At 67.8% G+C, this 18531-nt stretch carries 8 protein-coding genes, 2 tRNA genes and 6 pseudogenes; 10 read left to right on the top strand and 6 right to left on the bottom strand.

Features of this window, described 5'->3' with window-relative positions; translation table 11 throughout:
* Positions 1–191: 191 nt before the first annotated feature.
* A complete protein-coding gene (locus tag ACUDAL_RS12935; RefSeq protein ID WP_444678403.1) occupies positions 192–1013 on the bottom strand; it encodes an acyl-CoA thioesterase in 822 nt (273 codons plus the stop codon).
* Between the two features lie 60 nt (positions 1014–1073).
* Between ACUDAL_RS12935 and tadA the strand changes: the two are divergent.
* Positions 1074–1564: pseudogene (gene tadA, locus ACUDAL_RS12930) on the top strand (tRNA adenosine(34) deaminase TadA).
* Here tadA and ACUDAL_RS12925 read toward each other — a convergent pair.
* From ACUDAL_RS12925 to mltF, 3 genes are all read right to left on the bottom strand, one after another.
* The gene (locus tag ACUDAL_RS12925) at positions 1541–2293 is read right to left on the bottom strand and encodes a GGDEF domain-containing protein (RefSeq protein ID WP_444678402.1); all 753 of its coding nucleotides are present in this window, start codon (positions 2291–2293) and stop codon (positions 1541–1543) included. The pseudogene tadA and the gene ACUDAL_RS12925 sit on opposite strands and share 24 nt — an antisense overlap.
* Positions 2263–3015 (bottom strand): hypothetical protein, encoded by a 753-nt coding sequence (locus tag ACUDAL_RS12920; RefSeq protein ID WP_444678401.1) that lies wholly within the window; start codon positions 3013–3015, stop codon positions 2263–2265. The genes ACUDAL_RS12925 and ACUDAL_RS12920 overlap by 31 nt, the downstream gene beginning before the upstream one ends.
* Before the next feature lie 506 nt (positions 3016–3521).
* Positions 3522–4988: a membrane-bound lytic murein transglycosylase MltF gene (gene mltF, locus ACUDAL_RS12915; RefSeq protein ID WP_444678400.1), complete on the bottom strand. Its 1467-nt coding sequence runs from the start codon at positions 4986–4988 to the stop codon at positions 3522–3524.
* A gap of 153 nt (positions 4989–5141) precedes the next feature.
* On the opposite strand from mltF, the pseudogene purL reads away from it, so the two are divergent.
* A pseudogene (gene purL / locus ACUDAL_RS12910) lies at positions 5142–9091 on the top strand (phosphoribosylformylglycinamidine synthase).
* Positions 9092–9172: 81 nt separating this feature from the next.
* On the opposite strand, the gene ACUDAL_RS12905 reads toward purL, so the two are convergent.
* Entirely contained in the window at positions 9173–9634 is a 462-nt protein-coding gene (locus tag ACUDAL_RS12905) for a hypothetical protein (protein WP_444678399.1), read from the bottom strand.
* 557 nt (positions 9635–10191) lie between these two features.
* On the opposite strand from ACUDAL_RS12905, the gene ACUDAL_RS12900 reads away from it, so the two are divergent.
* The 8 genes and pseudogenes from ACUDAL_RS12900 (at position 10192) to nadA (ending at position 16982) form a co-directional block, all read left to right on the top strand.
* Positions 10192–10776: an enoyl-CoA hydratase-related protein gene (locus tag ACUDAL_RS12900; RefSeq protein ID WP_444678398.1), complete on the top strand. Its 585-nt coding sequence runs from the start codon at positions 10192–10194 to the stop codon at positions 10774–10776.
* Between the two features lie 12 nt (positions 10777–10788).
* On the top strand, positions 10789–12693 hold the full coding sequence (locus tag ACUDAL_RS12895; RefSeq protein ID WP_444678397.1) for a DEAD/DEAH box helicase family protein: 1905 nt from the start codon (positions 10789–10791) through the stop codon (positions 12691–12693).
* Positions 12694–12792: 99 nt separating this feature from the next.
* Positions 12793–13733: pseudogene (locus tag ACUDAL_RS12890) on the top strand (segregation and condensation protein A).
* Complete coding sequence (scpB, locus tag ACUDAL_RS12885; RefSeq protein WP_444678396.1) at positions 13730–14647, top strand: SMC-Scp complex subunit ScpB; 918 nt, start codon at positions 13730–13732, stop codon at positions 14645–14647. Before ACUDAL_RS12890 ends, scpB begins: the two are co-directional and overlap by 4 nt.
* Positions 14565–15421: pseudogene (rluB, locus tag ACUDAL_RS12880) on the top strand (23S rRNA pseudouridine(2605) synthase RluB). The gene scpB and the pseudogene rluB overlap by 83 nt, the downstream one beginning before the upstream one ends.
* 96 nt (positions 15422–15517) lie before the next feature.
* Positions 15518–15593 (top strand) — tRNA-Lys (locus tag ACUDAL_RS12875).
* A gap of 30 nt (positions 15594–15623) precedes the next feature.
* A tRNA-Lys gene (locus tag ACUDAL_RS12870) sits at positions 15624–15699 on the top strand.
* A gap of 255 nt (positions 15700–15954) precedes the next feature.
* A pseudogene (nadA, locus tag ACUDAL_RS12865) lies at positions 15955–16982 on the top strand (quinolinate synthase NadA).
* 65 nt (positions 16983–17047) lie between these two features.
* Here nadA and ACUDAL_RS12860 read toward each other — a convergent pair.
* Positions 17048–18511, bottom strand: a pseudogene (locus ACUDAL_RS12860) (M48 family metalloprotease).
* Positions 18512–18531 lie beyond the last annotated feature (20 nt).

Below are 18531 nucleotides of genomic sequence, written 5' to 3'. Positions count from 1 at the left end.
GTCGTCACCAGCAGGGGAAGCAGCACCAGGGCCAGGAGCTTGCTTTGAAGCCCGAAGGCGCGCCTAGAGCCGCTTAAGGAATCTGTCATTATCCGAATCTCGTCGTGCGTTCCATGGAAGATTTTTCCAATATCGACGGTTCGGTAGGGAACTTTAGCCTCGGATGCGGCTGGTGCCGTGTCGAGAAGCGCTCAGCGCGCTTCGCGCAGGCGCGTCAGGCCTTCCTGCGCGGTGGAGGCCACCAGCCGCCCGCTGCGGTCGTAGATGCTGCCGCGGGTGAAGCCGCGGGCCCCGCCGGCCCAGGGGCTGTCCATGTCGTAGAGCAGCCAGTCGTTGACCTTGACGTCGTGGTGGAACCACAGCGCATGGTCGAGGCTGGCGATCTGCAGCTTGGGGTCGCGGAAGGTGATGCCGTGGGGCACCAGCGCCGTAGTCAGCAGGTTGAAGTCGGAGCTGTAGGTCAGCAGGTAGCGGTGCAGGGCCGGGTCGTCGGGCAGTTCGCCGGTCAGGCGGAACCACAGCCGCTTGCGTGAAGGCTGGCCGGGTTCGGCGTCATCGCCCAGGTGCAGGAATTCGATGGGGTGGCCGGGGAAGCGCTCCAGGCGGGCATCGGGCTGGTGAGCCAGCGCTTCGGGCGAGGCGAGTTCCGGCATCGCCATCTGGTGGGCCAGGCTCTCTTCGCGGCCATGGAAGGAGGCGCTGCAGAAGAAGATCGGCCGGCCTTTCTGAATGGCGGTGACGCGCCGGGTGGTGAAGCTGCCGCCGTCGCGCACGGCATCGACCTGATAGACTACCGGGCGATGCGGGTCGCCGGGACGCAGGAAGTAGCCGTGCAGCGAATGGGCCTGGCGGCTGGGGTCCACGGTGTGAGTGGCGGCCGAGAGCGCCTGGCCGAGCACCTGGCCACCGAACAGCTGCGGCAGGCCCAGGTCCTGGCTGCGGCCACGGAACAGGTTCTCTTCGATTTCTTCCAGGCCGAGCAGGTTGACCAGCGCATTCAGGGCATCGGACATGAGGCTTCCTCGGGGCGTCTCCATACGGTTGTTTCAGCAAGGATAACGGAGTCGGCGCCGATGCGCAGTGACGAATTCTACATGCATCGGGCGCTGGACCAGGCCCGCGAGGGCTGGCAGCCGGCGAGGTGCCGGTGGGCGCGGTGGTGGTGGATGCGGCAGGCGAGATCATCGGGGCGGGCTACAATGCGCCGATCTCGGGGCATGATCCCAGCGCCCATGCCGAGATCCGCGCGCTGCGCGCCGCCGCCGAGCGGCTCGGCAATTACCGCCTGGACGGCTGCACGCTCTACGTCACCCTGGAGCCCTGCCTGATGTGCACCGGTGCGATCATCCATGCGCGCATCGCCCGCTTGGTCTACGGTGCCGCCGAGCCGCGCACCGGCATGGTGGAGTCGAAGGCCAACCTGTTCGCCCAGCCTTGGCACAATCACCGGGTCGTGGTGGAAGGCGGTGTGCTCGCCGTGCGCGCCTCGCGGCTGCTCAAGGCGTTCTTCGAAGCGCGCCGCCAGGCCGACGCGGCGGCGTCAGGCGCGCTCGGTGACGGCTAGGGCCGGGGCGGCCTTGACCCGGTTGCGCCCCTCGGCCTTGGCGCGATAGAGCGCTTCATCGGCCGCCTGCATGAGCGTGGCGACATCCAGCGGCCCCTTCTCCAGCGTGACCACGCCGACGCTGACCGTCAGCGTGCTGTCGTCGTGATGTGCCAGCGCGGCGTCCTGCACGTTGCGGCGCAGCGTTTCGGCGATCGCCACGGCCTGGCTGCCGCCTGCCTGCGGCAGGCAGGCGACGAACTCCTCTCCGCCGTAGCGGGCGAACAGTCCGCCGTGTTGCTCGATCACTTTGCGACCGATGTCACCCAACTGGGTCAGGTAGCGGTCGCCGACCAGGTGGCCCTGGTGGTCGTTGACCCGCTTGAAATGGTCGATGTCGCAGATCAGTACGCTCAGCGGGCGCTGTGCGGCGTTGGCCTGCAGGGTTTCCATGAACAGCCGTCGGTTGGGCAGCCGGGTCAGCTCGTCGTGGCGGGCCAGCCATTCAATTTCCTGCTGGAGCTGGCTGCGCACGCGGATCTCGCGGCGCAGTTCGGTGTTGGCGGCATGCACCCGCCGGTGCTGACGGGCCAGGCGCGTGTAGCCGTGCAGCACCAGGTAAAGCAGGTAGGCCAGCAGCAGCCCGATGACCAGGCTGATGACCGGGTGGCGGGGCAGCCGCTGCAGCAGGCTGGCGTGGCTGGGCTGCACGCTGAGGGTCAGCGGCTCGCCGGCCACGCCGAGCGGCACCGCGTGATGCCAGGGCCCAGGCGCCCTTCGGGCAGGCGCTCGGCCAGGTGCTGGTCGCCCTGGCGTAGCACAAGCCCGACATGGCGGCCATCCACTTCCTGAAACAGCGTCTCCGCGAGGATCGGCAGGCTGATGACCATGGCCACGGCGCCCAGGGTGCGCTGCTCGTCCAGCGGTATCGGCAGGTAGTGAATGATGCCCGGCACGCCCTGCAGCAGCGGAATAACGCCCGTGCGGCCGATGCGCTGCTCGACGAGCGCAAGGCTGACCGCCTCGCGGCTGGCGGGCTGGGCATCGAAGAGCCGAGTGCCCTGAATCCGGAGATTGAGCTCGCTGGCCGGGTAGACCCGGGTGAGACGACTGTCGGGATCGACGAAGGCGATATTGAGCAGGAAGCGGAAGTCGCGCGCATAGGGACCAGCCTGGCCGGCCCATTCCGCTTGGGTGGGGGGCGCGTCGAACAGGGTCCAGACGTTGGCGAAGCGCTCCACCGCCGCCAGGTGGTCGTATACCTCGCGGGTGAGTCGGCTGCCCAACTGCTGGGCCTCCGCTTCGACCGCGGTGCGCAGCCCGCGCTCGGTGACGCCTTGCTGGTGATGCCACAGCAGCAGGGTGGCCACGACGAGCGCCAGCGACGGGAACAGGGCGCGGCCGAGCGTGGCGGCGTGGGCACGCCAGCCGGGCTGGGCGGCCAGCCCCTGCCCGACCAGCAGCAGGGCCATGGCCAGCGTGGCCCAGGGCCGGCGGCCAGGCGTAGCAGTGGCGCCTGGGCGGCAGCGGCGAGCAGACCCTGCAGGCTGACCAGCAGCGCAACCATGACCAGCAGCAGTGGGCCGCCCCGCGCGGCCTGGGAGCGCGTGATGATCAGCGCGCCGAGCAGGAGCAGGGTCAGGGTGGGCAGCAGGCCCGGGCGCCAGGACTCCAGCGTCAGGCGGCTATCCAGGCCGCGGCTCATGGCGTCCCAGCTCGACGTGGCGACCCAATACTCTGGCAGGGTGTAGCTGAGCAGTGCCAGGCCGAGGGGCAGCAGGGCAGCACTCACCAGTCCCTTGGCCAGCGCTCGTGCGCCCAGCAGCAGCATCAGCTGGGCCAGGATGAGCATGGCCAGCAGGCCGAGGGTGACCAGCTCGTGCATCGGCTGGCCGCCGTGGGAGCCCGGTGCCAGCGGCACGCAGGCCAGGCAGGTGACGAGAAGGGCGCGGCGTTGCATGGTCATGCCCTGTTCCTGCTAGAGAAGGGGAGAAATGATGTCGAACAACGGGGCTTCGTCGGCCTCGCCGTTGGCCATCTCGTTGAGCTGCAGGTACTGCTGCTGGCTGCGATCCACGTAGCTCAGGATCTCATAGTAACGCCGGATGTTGCGCACGTAGATCACCGGCTCGCCGCCGCGGGCGTAGCCGTGGCGGGTCTGGCTGTGCCATTCGCGCTTCTGCAGCAGCGGCAGCGCCTCGCGCACGTCTTCCCAGCGATCGGGGTCGCCGCCCAACTGCTCGGCGATACGCCGGGCGTCGTAGAGATGCCCGAGGCCGACGTTATAGGCGGCCATGGCCATATAGAGCCGGTCATCTCCTGTTATCGACTCCGGCAGCCGATCCTTGAGATGGCGGAGATAGCGCGCCCCGCCGTCGATGCTTTGGGCGGGGTCGAGACGGTCGCTCACACCCATCTCGCCGGCGGTGGGCAGGGTCAGCATCATCAGGCCGCGCACGCCGGTGGGTGAGGTGGCTTCCGGGTCCCAGTGTGACTCCTGGTAGCCGAGGGAGGCCAACAGCTTCCAGTCGAAGCCGGTGTTGCGTGCCGCTTCACGAAACAGCGCGGTATAGGTGGGCAGCCGCGCATGCACGTGGGCGATGAAAACCCGGGCGCCGACGTATTCGAGGTAGTCGTCATGGCCGAAGTGGCGGTCGATGAGCGCATCGAGCCAGCCCTCCTGCCGCAGCTCTTCGAGGAAGCGGTTGGCCGCCTGCTGCAGCGTGAGGCCGCCGTGGGCGGGAAAGGCCCAGGCCATGGAGAGCGGCTGGCCCAGCAAGAAGCCGCGCTCTACGCCGGGGAAGAAGATTCGGTTGATGCGAAACTGATGCTCGAAGACTACCGCCGCATCCAGGTAGCCGTTTTCGACCTGGCTGAGCAATTCTGCCACTTCGACGTCCGAGGATTCCCGCCAGCCCAGCGCCGGGTGCTCGACCTGCAGTTCGCGCAGCACGCGGTCGGCTCCGGAGCCGCGAATGGTGCCGATGGTGAGTCCCGCCAGTCCCTCGATATCGGTGACCGGCGGCAGGCCGCGGCGGTAGACCAGCAGCGGTTGCAGGTCGAGGATCGGGCGGCTGTAGATGAGGCCCGGCTGGGTCAGGTCCAGCGGCAGCGCGGCGGCGGCCAGATCGCCCTCCAGGCGCACCGCGTCCAGTGCGCTCTGGATGTGGTGGCGCGCATCCAGGGTCAGGCTGACGCCGAGGAAGTCGGCGAAGCGGCGCACCAGCTCGTACTCGAAGCCGGTCGGGCCGTGGCGCCCTTCGTAATAGGTAGTCGGCGTATTGCGCGTGTGAATGCTGAGGAAGTCGCGCTCGCGTATTTCGTCCAGCAGGCCGCTGGCTGGCGTGAAGTGGCGATAGGGGGCCAGGCACAGCACGACACCCAGCAGCAGCAGGGCGGCCAGGCGCAGGCGGCTCAGCAGGATAGGACGTTCGGGCTCGGGCATTCAGGCGACGGTCGGCGAAGAGAGCTTCACGATAACGGCACGCGGCACGGCTGTCATCCGCCGCATTTCGTCTGTCCGGCGCTTTCCAGTATCATGGCGCCTTCTATGCCGCCGTGCGGCCCTCCCTCCGCTTGCTTCAGAGGCTTCCAAGACATGCTCGAACTTCGCGGCGCGCCTGCCCTTTCCGCTTTCCGTCACGACAAGCTGCTGGCTGCCCTGCGCGCACGGGTTCCCGAGGTCGAGTCCCTGCACGCTTCCTACGTGCATTTCGTGGATCACGACGGTGAGCTATCCGACGATGAACGGAGTCTGCTCGATCAGTTGCTCGACTATGGCATCAAAGACGGTGGCGACCAGGGCGAGGCCGACGGCCAGCTGTTTCTGGTGGTGCCGCGTATCGGTACCCAGTCGCCGTGGTCGTCCAAGGCTACCGACATCGCCCGCAACTGCGGCCTGGCGCGGGTGCGCCGCCTCGAGCAGGGCGTCGCCTATCGCGTGGCGCTCAGGGCGCCGATGTCCGAAGCGGCCTTCATGGCGATTCGCGAGACCCTGCACGACCGCATGACCGAGAGCGTGCTGGTCAATGCCTCCGATGCCGCCCGGCTGTTCGCGCATCACGAGCCGGCCCCGCTGGGGCGGGTGGACATTCTCGAGGGCGGCCGGGCGGCGCTGGAGCAGGCCAACGTCGCGCTGGGCCTGGCCCTGGCCGAGGACGAGATCGACTATCTCGTCGAGGCGTTCCGCGAGCTTGCGCGCAACCCCACCGACGTTGAACTGATGATGTTCGCCCAGGCCAACTCCGAGCACTGCCGACACAAGATCTTCAACGCCGACTGGGTGATCGACGGCGAGGCCCAGAGCCATTCGCTGTTCAAGATGATCAAGAACACCTACCAGGCTTCGCCCGGCGACATCCTTTCCGCCTACAGCGACAACGCCGCGGTGATCAAGGGCAGCGAGGCGGGGCGCTTCTTCGCCGCGCCGTTGACCGGCAAGGCCGCCGAGCGTGCCGTGTACGGCACGCACCGCGAGCCGATCCATATCCTGATGAAGGTGGAGACTCACAACCATCCCACCGCCATCGCGCCCTATCCGGGGGCGGCCACCGGCGCCGGCGGCGAGATCCGCGACGAAGGGGCCACGGGCATCGGCTCCAAGCCCAAGGCGGGCCTCACCGGCTTCACTGTCTCCAACCTGCGTATTCCCGAGTTCGTCCAGCCCTGGGAAGCCTTCGACTACGGCAAGCCCGAGCGCATGCAGTCGGCGCTTTCCATCATGCTCGAAGGTCCCATCGGCGGGGCCTCGTTCAACAACGAGTTCGGCCGCCCCAACCTGACCGGCTACTTCCGTACCTATGAGCAGGACACCCTGAGTGCCGGCGGCATCGAGCGGCGCGGTTATCACAAGCCGATCATGATCGCCGGCGGCTACGGCAACATTCGCGAGGGCCACGTCCAGAAAGGCGAGATTCCGGTCGGCGGCAAGCTGATCGTGCTGGGCGGCCCGGCCATGCTGATCGGTCTGGGCGGTGGCGCCGCCTCGTCGATGGCCTCCGGCGCCTCCAGCGCCGATCTCGACTTCGCCTCGGTGCAACGCGACAACGCCGAGATCGAACGCCGTGCCCAGGAAGTGATCGACCGCTGCTGGGCGCTGGGCGAGGCCAATCCCATCCGCTTCATTCACGACGTCGGTGCCGGCGGGCTCTCCAATGCCCTGCCGGAGCTGGTCAAGGACGGCGGCCGTGGCGGCCTGTTCGATCTGCGTGCGGTGCCCAACGCCGAGCCGGGCATGAGCCCGCTGGAGATCTGGTGCAACGAGGCCCAGGAGCGCTACGTGCTGGCGGTAGCACCCGAGGACCTCGATACCTTCGATGCGCTGTGCAGGCGCGAACGCTGCCCCTATGCGGTAGTCGGCGAGGCCACCGAGGCCCATCACCTCGAGGTGCGCGACGGCCACTTCGAGGCCCAGTCCATGGCCAGCCAGCCGGTCGATCTGCCGATGAGCGTGCTGTTCGGCAAGCCGCCCAAGATGCAGCGCGAGTTCCGGCGCGAGTCGCTGGAGCTGCCCGGCGTGATGCTCGACAACCTCGATCTGCGCGAGGCCATGGATCGCGTGCTGCGGCTGCCCACGGTAGCCTCCAAGAGCTTTTTGATCACCATCGGCGATCGCTCCATCACCGGCATGGTGGCCCGCGACCAGATGGTCGGCCCGTGGCAGGTGCCGGTGGCCGACGTCGCCGTGACCACGGCGAGCTACGATACCCATGCCGGCGAGGCGATGGCCATGGGCGAGCGTCCGCCGGTGGCGCTGATCGACCCCGCGGCCAGCGCCCGTCTGGCGGTGGCCGAGACCATCACCAACCTGGCGGCCGCGCCGATCGCCAAGCTGTCCGACATCAAGCTCTCCGCCAACTGGATGAGCGCCGCCGACCATGTCGGCGAGAACCAGGCGCTGTTCGATGCCGTGCATGCGGTGGGCATGGCGCTGTGCCCGCAGCTCGGCATCGCCATTCCGGTGGGCAAGGACTCCATGTCCATGCGCACCGCCTGGCAGGCCGAGAACGACAAGGGCGAAAGTGAAGAGAAGAGTGTCACCGCGCCGCTGTCGCTGGTGGTCACCGGCTTCGCCCCGGTCACCGATGCGCTGCAGACCCTGACCCCGCAGATCAACCTGGAGCAGGACGAGTCCGATCTGATCCTGATCGATCTGGGGGGCAAGAACCGTCTGGGCGGCTCGGCGCTGGCGCAGGTCTACGGCCAGCTCGGCAACGAGTGCCCCGACCTCGACGATCCCGAGGACCTCAAGGCATTCTTCGCCGTGATCCAGGGGCTCAACGCCGACGGCAAGCTGCTGGCCTATCACGACCGCAGCGACGGCGGCCTGCTGGTCACGCTGCTGGAGATGGCCTTTGCCGCCCATGCCGGCCTCGAGATCAAGCTCGACTGGCTGATCGACGAGCCGACCCAGGCGGTGGATGTGCTGTTCGCCGAGGAGCTTGGTGCGGTGATTCAGGTCAACCGCCAGTACACCGAGGAGGTGCTGGCCCAGTTCGCCGCCGCCGGCATCGAGACCTGTGGCGTCATCGCCCGGCCGCGCTACGACGACCAGGTGCGCGTGACCCTGTTCGAGGAGCCGCTGCTCGAGACCACCCGGCTGCTGGCCCAACGCACCTGGGCCGAGACCAGCTATCGCCTGCAGGCGCTGCGCGACAACCCCGACTGCGCCAAGAGCGAGTTCGACGGCCTGCTCGACGGTCGCGACCCGGGCCTCTCCGCGAGCCCCACCTTCGATGTCAACGAGGACATCGCGGCGCCGTTCGTCAACACGTCACGCCCGGCGGTGGCCATCCTGCGCGAGCAGGGGTCAATGGACACCTGGAGATGGCCTGGGCTTTCCACCATGCCGGCTTCGAGGCGGTGGACGTGCACATGAGCGACATTCTCGCCGGGCGTGTCGATCTTGCCTCGTTCAAGGGGCTCGTCGCCTGCGGCGGCTTCTCCTATGGCGACGTGTTGGGCGCTGGCGGCGGCTGGGCCAAATCGGTGCTGTTCAACCCGCGGGCGCAGGAGCAGTTCGCGGCGTTCTTCGAGCGCGACGACAGCTTCGGCCTCGGCGTGTGCAACGGCTGCCAGATGTTCTCCCAGCTGAAGGAGCTGATTCCCGGCGCCGACAGCTGGCCGCGCTTCGTACGTAATGAGTCCGAGCAGTTCGAGGCCCGGGTGGCGCTGGTGCAGGTGGAGCAGAGCCCGTCGATCCTGCTTGCCGGTATGGAAGGCTCGCGGCTGCCGATCGCCGTGGCGCACGGTGAAGGGCGTGCCGAGTTCCGCGACAGCGCTCACCTGCGCAGCATGCAGGGCAGCGCCCAGGTCGCCCTGCGCTACGTCGACAACTACGGCCAGGTGACCACCCACTACCCGGCCAACCCCAACGGCTCGCCTTCCGGCATTACCGGGCTGACCACGCCGGATGGCCGGGTGACCATCATGATGCCGCACCCCGAGCGGGTGGTACGGGCGGTCACCAACTCCTGGCGGCCCGCGGAGTGGACCCGCGACGGCGCCTGGATGCGGCTGTTCCGCAATGCCAGGGTATGGCTGGGCTGAGGCAGTCGATGCAGCAAGGACACGAGGCGACCCGCGGGTCGCCTCGTCGTTGAAGTTGCCGACCGTACGTCGGCGGATGGCTCAGGCGCGTTGCGCCATCGGCTCCAGCTCGATGCGTGAGGCGAGGAATTCTTCCAGCAGCGCATGCTCGCGGCGTTTCTGCTTGAGAATCGCCGTCAGCGCAGGGTAGAACGCCGCAACGCTGCTGGTGTCGCGTAGATGGCGATAAAAGCGCACCGAATAGTCGGCGTCGATCACGCTCTGCATGATGGCCTCAAGCGCCATGGTGGGGTTGGCCATGAACAGCAGCGGCGAGGCGGTAGCCGGCGCGCCATGGTCACGAAAGTCGGTGGGCGGGAGTCCCAGCTGCCGAACCAGGCGCCGCTGCTCCTCCAGGCAGGCTTCACACTGGATGCCCAGCGACGCCATCAGGTGGCTGACGGCGGTATCGTAGGGCAGGAAGCTGAACGCAAGGCGACGATAGCGGGTCAATTCTGCCCGCTCATGGGCCTCCGCCAGGTTGAGCTGTTCGGTGGGAGTCAACACAAGCCGAGTTGTCTTTGTTTGAATTTCTGGCATGGCAGTGTCCTCGAAACGGGCTTCACAGACGCTACCTGAGCATCCTGCGAAAGCGCTTGTCCTTTTTACATGATCTTCGTCAAGTCAAAGGGCATTCTTGATTGATAGACCAGTGATTCCATTCGCTAAGCATGACGAATTCCATTCCCACTATCCCCCTGGCCCTGAGCGGGTAAGGAATTCGTCTGACACGGCTCTGAAGCTTCACTATAGCCAAAGCGCAGGGGAAAACCTGGAAAGAAATAAAACAGATGTTTGACAATTGTCACGCCGCGGCCAGACTGGCTGGATCCACTCCGTCGAGGTGCTTGCATGACACAGCCATCTTTCCATGAACGTGTGACGCTTTCCTTTCACCGGCACGTGGCCGAGGTCGCCCTCGCCCGGCCCCGCGAACATAATGGCCTCGACTGGGCGATGATCGACGGCCTGCTGGCCGCCCAGCGGCACCTGTGCGAGCTTGAGGACCTGCGCGCGGTGGTGCTCACGGGGAGGGCGAGAGCTTCTGCGCCGGGCTCGACATGGCGGCGGTCATGTCGCGGCCCGAGCGGCTTCCCGCGCTGTTGGCACCCGACGAGCAAGGCATCAATCCGGTGCAGCGTCTGGCGCTGGGCTGGCGCGATGCCGGCGTGCCGGTGATCGCCGCGCTGCACGGGCACGTCTACGGCGGCGGGCTGCAGATCGCCCTGGGGGCGGATATTCGCGTGGTGCATCCCGAGGCTCGGCTGGCGGTGCTCGAGATCGTCTGGGGCATCATTCCCGACATGGGCATCAGCGTGACGGGGGAGGCGGTTCGCAGCGACGTGCTGCGCGAGCTGACCTGGACCGGGCGTAAGGTCGACGGGCATGAGGCGGTGAGCCTGGGGCTCGCCACGCGCCTGGCCGACGATCCGCTGGCCGTGGCCCGCGACATTGCCGCGGCGGTGGCGACGCGCTCGCCCCGGGCGGTGGCGGCGTCACGCGAGCTGTTCACCCGCGCCCCCGGCATGTCAGAGCGCGAGCGGCTGGCGCTGGAGGCCAGCCTGCAACGCGGCCTGCTGGGCAGCGAGCAGCAGCAGGAGGCGGTGGCGGCACGCCTGGCCGGGCGCGAGCCGCGCTTTACCTGAGGCTGCCCGGCCATGACCACCGCGCCCACTCCCGATTTTCGGCCCGCCGCCCCGACGCTGCGCCCCTACCAGCAGGAGGCGGTGCGCCGTGTGGTGGCGCATTTCCGTGGCTCCGACGAGCCTGCGGTGGTGGTGTTGCCCACCGGCAGCGGCAAGTCGCTGGTCATCGCCGAACTGGCGCGCCTCGCCCGCGGGCGGGTGCTGGTGCTGGCCCACGTGCGCGAGCTGGTGGAGCAGAACCACGCCAAGTACCTGGCCTACGGCCTCGAAGCGGATATCTTCAGCGCCGGCCTGGGGCGCAAGGAGAGCGCGCGGCAGGTGGTGTTCGGCTCGGTGCAGTCGGTGGTGCGCAACCTGGCGCGCTTCGATGCCTCGGCACAGGCACAAGGCCAGTTCACGCTGCTGGTCATCGACGAGTGCCACCGGGTCGCGCCGGACAAGGACGCCAGCTATCGCCGCGTGATCGAGGCGCTGAGGCGGGCCAATCCGCGGCTCAAGGTGCTGGGCCTGACCGCCACGCCCTATCGCCTGGGCCAGGGCTTCATCTACCACCGCCATTACCACGGCATGGTGCGCGGCGGCGACGACGGCTTCTTTCGCGACTGCGTGTTCGAGCAGCCGCTGCGGCTGATGGTCAAGCAGGGCTACCTGGCCGAGCCTAGGCGCGTGGATGCCGCCGTGGAACGCTACGATTTTTCCGCGCTGGTGCCGGGGGCGGGCGGGCTGTACCGCGAGGAGGAACTCAACCGCGTGGCGGCGGGCAACCGCGCCACGCCGGGTATCGTCGCCGAGATCGCCGAGCGCGCGCGCAGCCGCCAGGGCGTGATGCTGTTCGCCGCCAGCGTGGCTCACGCCGAGGAGGTGCTCGGCTACCTGCCGGCCGCCGAGGCAGCGCTGATCACCGGCGAGACGCCGTCGCGCGAGCGTGAGCGCATCATCGCCGCCTTCAAGGCGCGCGAGCTCAAGTATCTGGTCAACGTGGCGGTACTCACCACCGGTTTCGACGCACCTCATGTCGACCTGATCGCGATCCTGCGGCCCACCGAGTCGGTGAGCCTCTATCAGCAGATCGTCGGTCGCGGTCTGCGCCTTGCCTCGGGCAAGCGCGACTGCCTGATCCTCGACTACGCCGGTAACCCCTGGGATCTCTACGCGCCGGAAGTGGGCAGCCCGCGCCCGGCCTCGGACACCGAGCCGGTGCAGGTCGAGTGCCCCGCCTGCGGTCACGCCAACCTGTTCTGGGGCCGCAAGGAGGGCGAGATCGTCATCGAGCACTTCGGCCGCCGCTGTCAGGGGCTTGTCGAAAGCGCCCGAAGCCCCGCTCAAAGCGAAAAAACAGCAACGATGGCGGGTGGCGCTGATGGAGGCCATGGCGCGGCTTCGGGCGCCTGTAAACCGGAGCAGTGCTCGTTTCGCTACCGCTTCAAGGTGTGCGGCGAGTGCGGCGCCGAGAACGACATCGCCGCGCGGCGCTGCCACGGCTGCCAGGTGCTGCTGGTGGATGCCGATGACAAGCTCAAGGAGGCGCTGCGCCTCGGGGATGCCCGGGTGCTGCGGGTGGCCGGCATGCAGCTCGAGGCCACCATCAACGGCCGCGGCCTGCCGCGGCTCAGGGTTACCTACCACGACGAGGACGGCGCTAGCCTGAGCGAGTGGTTTGCCCTGGAGACCCCGGCTCAGCGCGCCGCCTTCAGCGCAGTGTTCCTGCGCCATCATCTGCGCGCGCCGGGTATCCGCTGGCAGCCGGTCAGCGCGGAAGAGGTCATCGCCGAGCGCCGGCGCCTGCGCCACCCCGACTTCGTGGTAGGGCGCAAGGTGGGGCGCCACTGGCAGGTGCGCGAGAAGCTGTTTGACTACACCGGGCGCTATCGCAAGGCCGAGGCGGCGGAGTCGGTGCTGTCGCCGGGCAAGCACTGAGCGAGCGAGGGGCGGTCGCATGGCAGCAGCGCTGTCTCTCAACCTGCCATCTTGCTAGACTGCGCTGTTGATCGTGTTCCCCGAGAGGCCAGCCCCCGCGTGAGCGAGACGCCCCCCACGGCTGTTGCCGAGCAGCCGGCCGCGAACGACGCCGAGACCCGGTCGGCGGTGCTGGCGCGGCTGTTCGACGAGCCGATCACCGAGCTGCCCGAGGATCTCTACATCCCCCCGAGGCGCTGCGTATCTTTCTCGAGGCCTTCGAAGGGCCGCTCGACCTGCTGCTTTACCTGATCCGCCGCCAGAACCTCGATATCCTGGCCATCGACGTGGCCGCCATCACCCGCCAGTACATCGAGTACGTCGAACTGATGAAGGCGATGGAGATCGAGCTGGCTGGCGAATACCTGCTGATGGCCGCCATGCTCGCCGAGATCAAATCGCGCACGCTGCTGCCGCGCCCGCCCCGCGAGGCGGGAGAGGACGACGAGGCCGACCCGCGCGCCGAGCTGATCCGGCGGCTGCAGGAGTACGAGCAGCTCAAGAGCGCCGCCGAGGCCCTGGCCGCACTGCCCCGGCTGGGGCGCGACTGGTTCCCGGCGCGGGCGGTGCTGCCGCCGCTGCAGGCGCGGGTGATTCATCCCGATGTGGAGCTGGGTGAGCTGCTGGGGGCCCTGGCCGGCATCCTGCGCCGGGCCGAACTCAATCAGGCCCACCAGATCGGGCGCGAGGTGCTCTCGACCCGCGAGCGCATGCTGGCGATCATGGAGCGGCTCAACCATGAGCACTACACCCCGTTCGAGGCGCTGTTTAGCCTGGAAGAGGGGCGCGCCGGGGTGATCGTCACCTTCATGGCCATTCTCGAGCTGGCCAAGGAGGCGATGATCGAGATCGTGCAGAATGCCCCGCTGTCGCCGATTCACGTGCGCGCCCGGGCGCCGCGCGAGTACACCGAGGAGGCGCCCTTCGAGGGTGAAGGCGACGAGGGCGAGAGCCCATTCGCCGAAGCGGACGAATTGCCGGGAGAGGACGACGGCGCATGACGGCCATGGAACTGCCTGACAGCCTCGATGAGATTCTCGAGGCGGCGCTGCTGGCGGCCGCCGAACCGCTCTCGCTGGAGCGGCTCGAGGCTCTGTTCGACGACCACGAGCGGCCGCGGCGGAGAAACCTGCGCGAAGCGCTGGAGCGGCTGGCCGGACGCCATGATCGCGGTGCGCTGGAGCTGATCGAGACCGCTTCGGGCTACCAGCTGCGCATCCGCCCGCGGCTGTCGCCCTGGGTGTCGCGGCTGTGGGATGAGCGGCCCCAGCGCTATTCTCGAGCGCTGCTCGAGACCCTGGCGCTGATCGCCTACCGCCAGCCGGTGACCCGCGGCGACATCGAGGAAGTACGTGGTGTGGCGGTCAGCAGCTCGATCATGCGCACCCTGGCCGAACGCGGTTGGATTCGCGTGGTCGGACAGCGTGACGTGCCAGGGCGCCCGGCCGTCTACGCCACCACGCGTCAGTTTCTCGACGACTTCGGCCTCAAGACGCTGGACGAGCTGCCGCCGATGCACGAGCTTAGAGGCATGGCGGAGCCGGTGTTCGAGGATGAGGCCGTGCCGCCGCCGAGTGCGCTGCTGGCCCAGGCCGATGCGGGACATGACGCGGAAGAGGGCGACGCGAACGACGAGGATGAGTGGGTCGATGACGACGACACGCTAGCCGACACGACGGCCGGGACGGCCGACGCAGCACACGCCGGGAAGGCGTCCGACCGGCCAGGGCTGAGCTTCGCCGATCTAGAAGCGCGCCTGGCCGAACGTGCCCGCACCAGCGTCGACGATGACGGCGGGGCGGGGCGGAATTCACCGACGACGAGAAGTCAGAATGACGAGCACTACCGAAAAATTGCAGAAGGTCCTGGCTCGTGCCGGGCTGGGTTCACGCCGCGAGATGGAGGCGGCCATTGAGGCTGGCCGCGTCAAGGTCAACGGCAAGGTGGCCACCCTGGGCGATCGTATCGAGATGCGCGACCGGGTCACCTTCGACGACCGCCCGGTGACCCTGCGCGGCGCCGAGGAGACCCGCGCCGCGTGATCATGTACAACAAACCGGAAGGCGAGCTGTGCACGCGCAAGGACCCGGAAGGGCGGCGCACCGTGTTCGAACGCCTGCCGCGCCTGAAGGGCGAGCGCTGGATCGCCATCGGCCGCCTGGACATCAACACCAGCGGCTTGCTGCTGTTCACCACCGACGGCGAGCTGGCCAACCGGCTGATGCACCCCTCCACCCAGATCGAGCGTGAGTACGCCGTGCGGGTGATGGGCGAGGTGCGCAAGGAGCACGTCAAGGCCATGGTCGAAGGCGTCATGCTCGAGGACGGCCCGGCGCGCTTCACCGACGTGCAGGAGTTCGGCGGCGAGGGGATCAATACCTGGTTCCATGTGGTGATCATGGAAGGGCGCAACCGCGAGGTGCGCCGGCTGTGGGAGTCCCAGGGGCTCACGGTCAGCCGCCTCAAGCGGGTTCGCTACGGCAATATCTTCCTCGACAAGCGGGCCAAGGCGGGCGAATGGGTCGAGCTGTCCCAGGACGAAATCGATGACCTGGCGCTGGCCGCCGGCCTGGCGCCGCGCAAGGTGCCTGAACTCACACCGGACGAGAAGAACCGCTGGAGCCGCGACAAGCACAAACGTCGCCCGGTGCAGGCGATGCGCAAGCCGAGTGGCGGCAGGGGCCGCTAGGTCTCGCCGATGGCGGTTCGGCTTGGCCTACGCCGAAAGGCGAAAAAATCCTTGCCAGAAAAGGGTGTGGCCAGTAACATCTGCCCCCGTTCGGAAGGGTCGTTAGCTCAGTTGGTAGAGCAGTTGGCTTTTAACCAATTGGTCGTAGGTTCGAATCCTACACGACCCACCACTCCGAACCTGGATGCTGTTTGCAAGCGTCGGGTCGTTAGCTCAGTTGGTAGAGCAGTTGGCTTTTAACCAATTGGTCGTAGGTTCGAATCCTACACGACCCACCAGATTCCACACCCCGCCTCGAAGAGGCGGGGTGTTTTTGGTCTTGGCGGGCGAAAAGCCAACGGCTCACTTCGGCCTGGCGAGATGAGCAAAGTGCCGGGGGTAGGCAAGGCCCTGCCAATGTGGTTTACAATGGCACGATGGGCCACGGCGAGAGACGCCGATGACCCGCAGGCGTATCGCCCGTGCGGAGTGCACGACACGCGATGCACCCGGCACATGCAGGGGGAGCCCTGCCAGTCACAGTGGTAGACACGATGACGATCATGACTTCCCAAATCGAGGTGCGTGAGCATCTTGCCCGCGCCTACTGCCCGACCCGCATCCCGGCTGAAGACGAAGCGCGTATCGAAGAGATCAAGCGCTTGCTCGTCCAGCACAATGCGGTGCTGGTGGCGCACTACTACACCGATGACGCGATCCAGCAACTGGCCGAAGAGACCGGCGGCTGCGTGGCCGATTCGCTGGAGATGGCCCGCTTCGGGGCGCGTCACTCGGCCGATACCCTGGTGGTGGCCGGCGTGCGCTTCATGGGCGAGACGGCCAAGATCCTCTCCCCGAGAAGCGTGTGCTGATGCCTACCCTGGAGGCGACCTGTTCGCTCGACGTGGGCTGCCCGGCCGATGCCTTCAGCGCCTTCTGCGACCAGCATCCCGACCGCACCGTAGTGGTCTATGCCAACACTTCGGCGGCGGTGAAGGCGCGCGCCGACTGGGTGGTAACCTCCTCCATCGCGGTGGATGTCATCGAGCACCTGCAGGCGCGCGGCGAGAAGATCCTGTGGGCACCGGACAAGCACCTGGGCGGCTACATCCAGCAGAAGACCGGGGCCGACATGCTGTTGTGGGATGGCGCCTGCATCGTCCACGAGGAGTTCAAGGCCAAGGGCATCGAGGATCTCAAGGCGATCTACCCCGATGCTGCCGTGCTGGTGCATCCGGAGTCGCCGGCTTCGGTGGTGGCGCTGGCCGATGTGGCCGGCTCGACCTCGCAGCTGATCAAGGCGGCCACGGAGCTGCCCAATGACAAGCTGATCGTGGCCACCGATCGCGGCATCTTCTTCAAGATGCAGCAGATGGTGCCGGGGAAGACGCTGTTCGAGGCCCCTACCGCCGGCAGCGGCGCAACCTGCCGGAGCTGCGCGCACTGCCCGTGGATGGCGATGAACGCGCTGGACAACCTTGCCGGCGCCCTGCGTGAAGGCAGCGGCGAGATCTTCGTCGACGCCGAGCTGCGCCAGAGGGCGCTCAAGCCGCTGGAGCGCATGCTCAACTTCCAGAAGTGAAAGGGGCGGTTACACCGCTGGACTTATGAGCCTCAAGCCGCCGCGCACCAGCGCGGGCCTTTGCGTTATCTAAACTTATCCATTGTCTCGCGATAGCCCACAAAGGCCTCGCGCCGCTGCTCGATGCGTGCCGCCGCGTTGGCGTCGCCGCTCTGCTCTGCGACCTGGCGTGCCACGTCGAGCTGGCGAATGGCGCGCTGGATGTCGCCGGTGAGCTGCATGTGCTCGGCGCGCGCCAGGTGGCCCCAGGCTTCGCGGCCGCTGCGCCCGGCGGCTTCAGCCAGCAGGTTGAACACCTGAGGGTCTTCCGGTCGCTGCTCCGCCAGCTCGCGCAGGATCCGGTAGGCCTCGTTGGGGTCGCGCTGCAGCAGCGCTTCGCCCAGAATGCGGGTCGCCGGCATGTAGCCGGGCATCACCCGCAGCAGGCGGCGGCTGCGTTCGATGGCGTCGTCGTAGCGACCGGCGGCGAAGGCTACCTCGGCGGTGCTGGCCCGCAGCAGAGCCAGGTCGGGCATTTCCTGGGCCAGCGCGTCGAGTTCGCGCAGGGCCGTGTCGGTCTGCCCGCGCTGTGCCGCGATCAGCGCGTCGAGGTAGCGCCGCGCCGAGGCGGGGCTGCGTCCTGCTCCATGCGCGTGGCGGCCTGCTGCGGGTCGCGCTGATGCGTCGTCAGCAGCGCTCTGGCGCGAATCATGGAATAGATGGGCCCGTCATGGCGCGAGGCGACCGGTTCGAGCTGGCTGGCGCGGTCTTCGGCGTCGCTGATGCGCGACTCTGTCAGCGGGTGGGTAAGCAGGAACTCCGGTGGGTTGCCCCCTGCAGGCTGGCCTGGCGCTGCATGGCGCGGAACATCCGCACCATAGCCTGGGGTCGAAGCCGGCCTGAGCCATGGTCTGCAGGCCGAGGCGGTCGGCTTCCTGCTCGAAGCGGCGGGAATAGGCCAGCTGATCCTGAATGAAGGCGGCCTGGGAGCCCATGGCGGCGGCGATGCCGGCCTCGCCGCCGCCGCTGGCGGCGATCAGCATGCCGGCCAGCATGGCGGCCATGGCCGGCAGCTGGGTCTGCTCGGCGCGCGCCTGGCCGCGAGCGTAATGGCGCTGGGCGAGGTGGCCGAGCTCATGGGCAAGCACCGAGACGACGGCGTCCTCCTCGTCGGCGAAGGCGAACAGGCCCGCATTGACGCCGATTACCCCGCCCGGCACCGCAAAGGCGTTGAGCGTGCGGCTATCCACTAGGGTCACCACGGTGCGGCTATCGTTGATGCCGCTATGGGGGGCGAGGCGTGACAGCAGGCTCTCGACATACTCCTGGGCGATGGCGTCGTGCCAGATAGGCGCGCGCGCGCGGAACTGTCTGAGCCAGGCGCGGCCCAATCGATACTCCTCGCCGCTCATGGCCTGACTGCTGCCCATCAGACTGGGCAGGCCGTAGTCATCCGCGGCGGCTGCCGGCGCTGGCGCCACGGCAGAGAGGGAGAGCGCCAGCGCCAGGGTGCCGGCGGTGCTCAGGTGGGTCAAGGGCTTGCGCAGCATGTGCCTGTCTCGCTCGAAGA

Source organism: Halomonas sp. E19, from assembly GCF_052439355.1.
Lineage (GTDB): Bacteria > Pseudomonadota > Gammaproteobacteria > Pseudomonadales > Halomonadaceae > Halomonas.
Note: the sequence above shows the minus strand (reverse complement) of the source record. Positions and strands in the feature narration are given on the sequence as shown.

What these genes read in the sequence shown, in the direction of transcription:
- ACUDAL_RS12935 (WP_444678403.1), bottom strand. Translation starts at nt 1,013, where the DNA reads ATGTCCGATGCCCTGAATGCGCTGGTCAACCTGCTCGGCCTGGAAGAA.
- scpB (WP_444678396.1), top strand. Translation starts at nt 13,730, where the DNA reads ATGACGGCCATGGAACTGCCTGACAGCCTCGATGAGATTCTCGAGGCG.
- ACUDAL_RS12900 (WP_444678398.1), top strand. Translation starts at nt 10,192, where the DNA reads ATGGCGGCGGTCATGTCGCGGCCCGAGCGGCTTCCCGCGCTGTTGGCA.
- ACUDAL_RS12920 (WP_444678401.1), bottom strand. Translation starts at nt 3,015, where the DNA reads ATGGCCCTGCTGCTGGTCGGGCAGGGGCTGGCCGCCCAGCCCGGCTGG.
- ACUDAL_RS12895 (WP_444678397.1), top strand. Translation starts at nt 10,789, where the DNA reads ATGACCACCGCGCCCACTCCCGATTTTCGGCCCGCCGCCCCGACGCTG.
- mltF (WP_444678400.1), bottom strand. Translation starts at nt 4,988, where the DNA reads ATGCCCGAGCCCGAACGTCCTATCCTGCTGAGCCGCCTGCGCCTGGCC.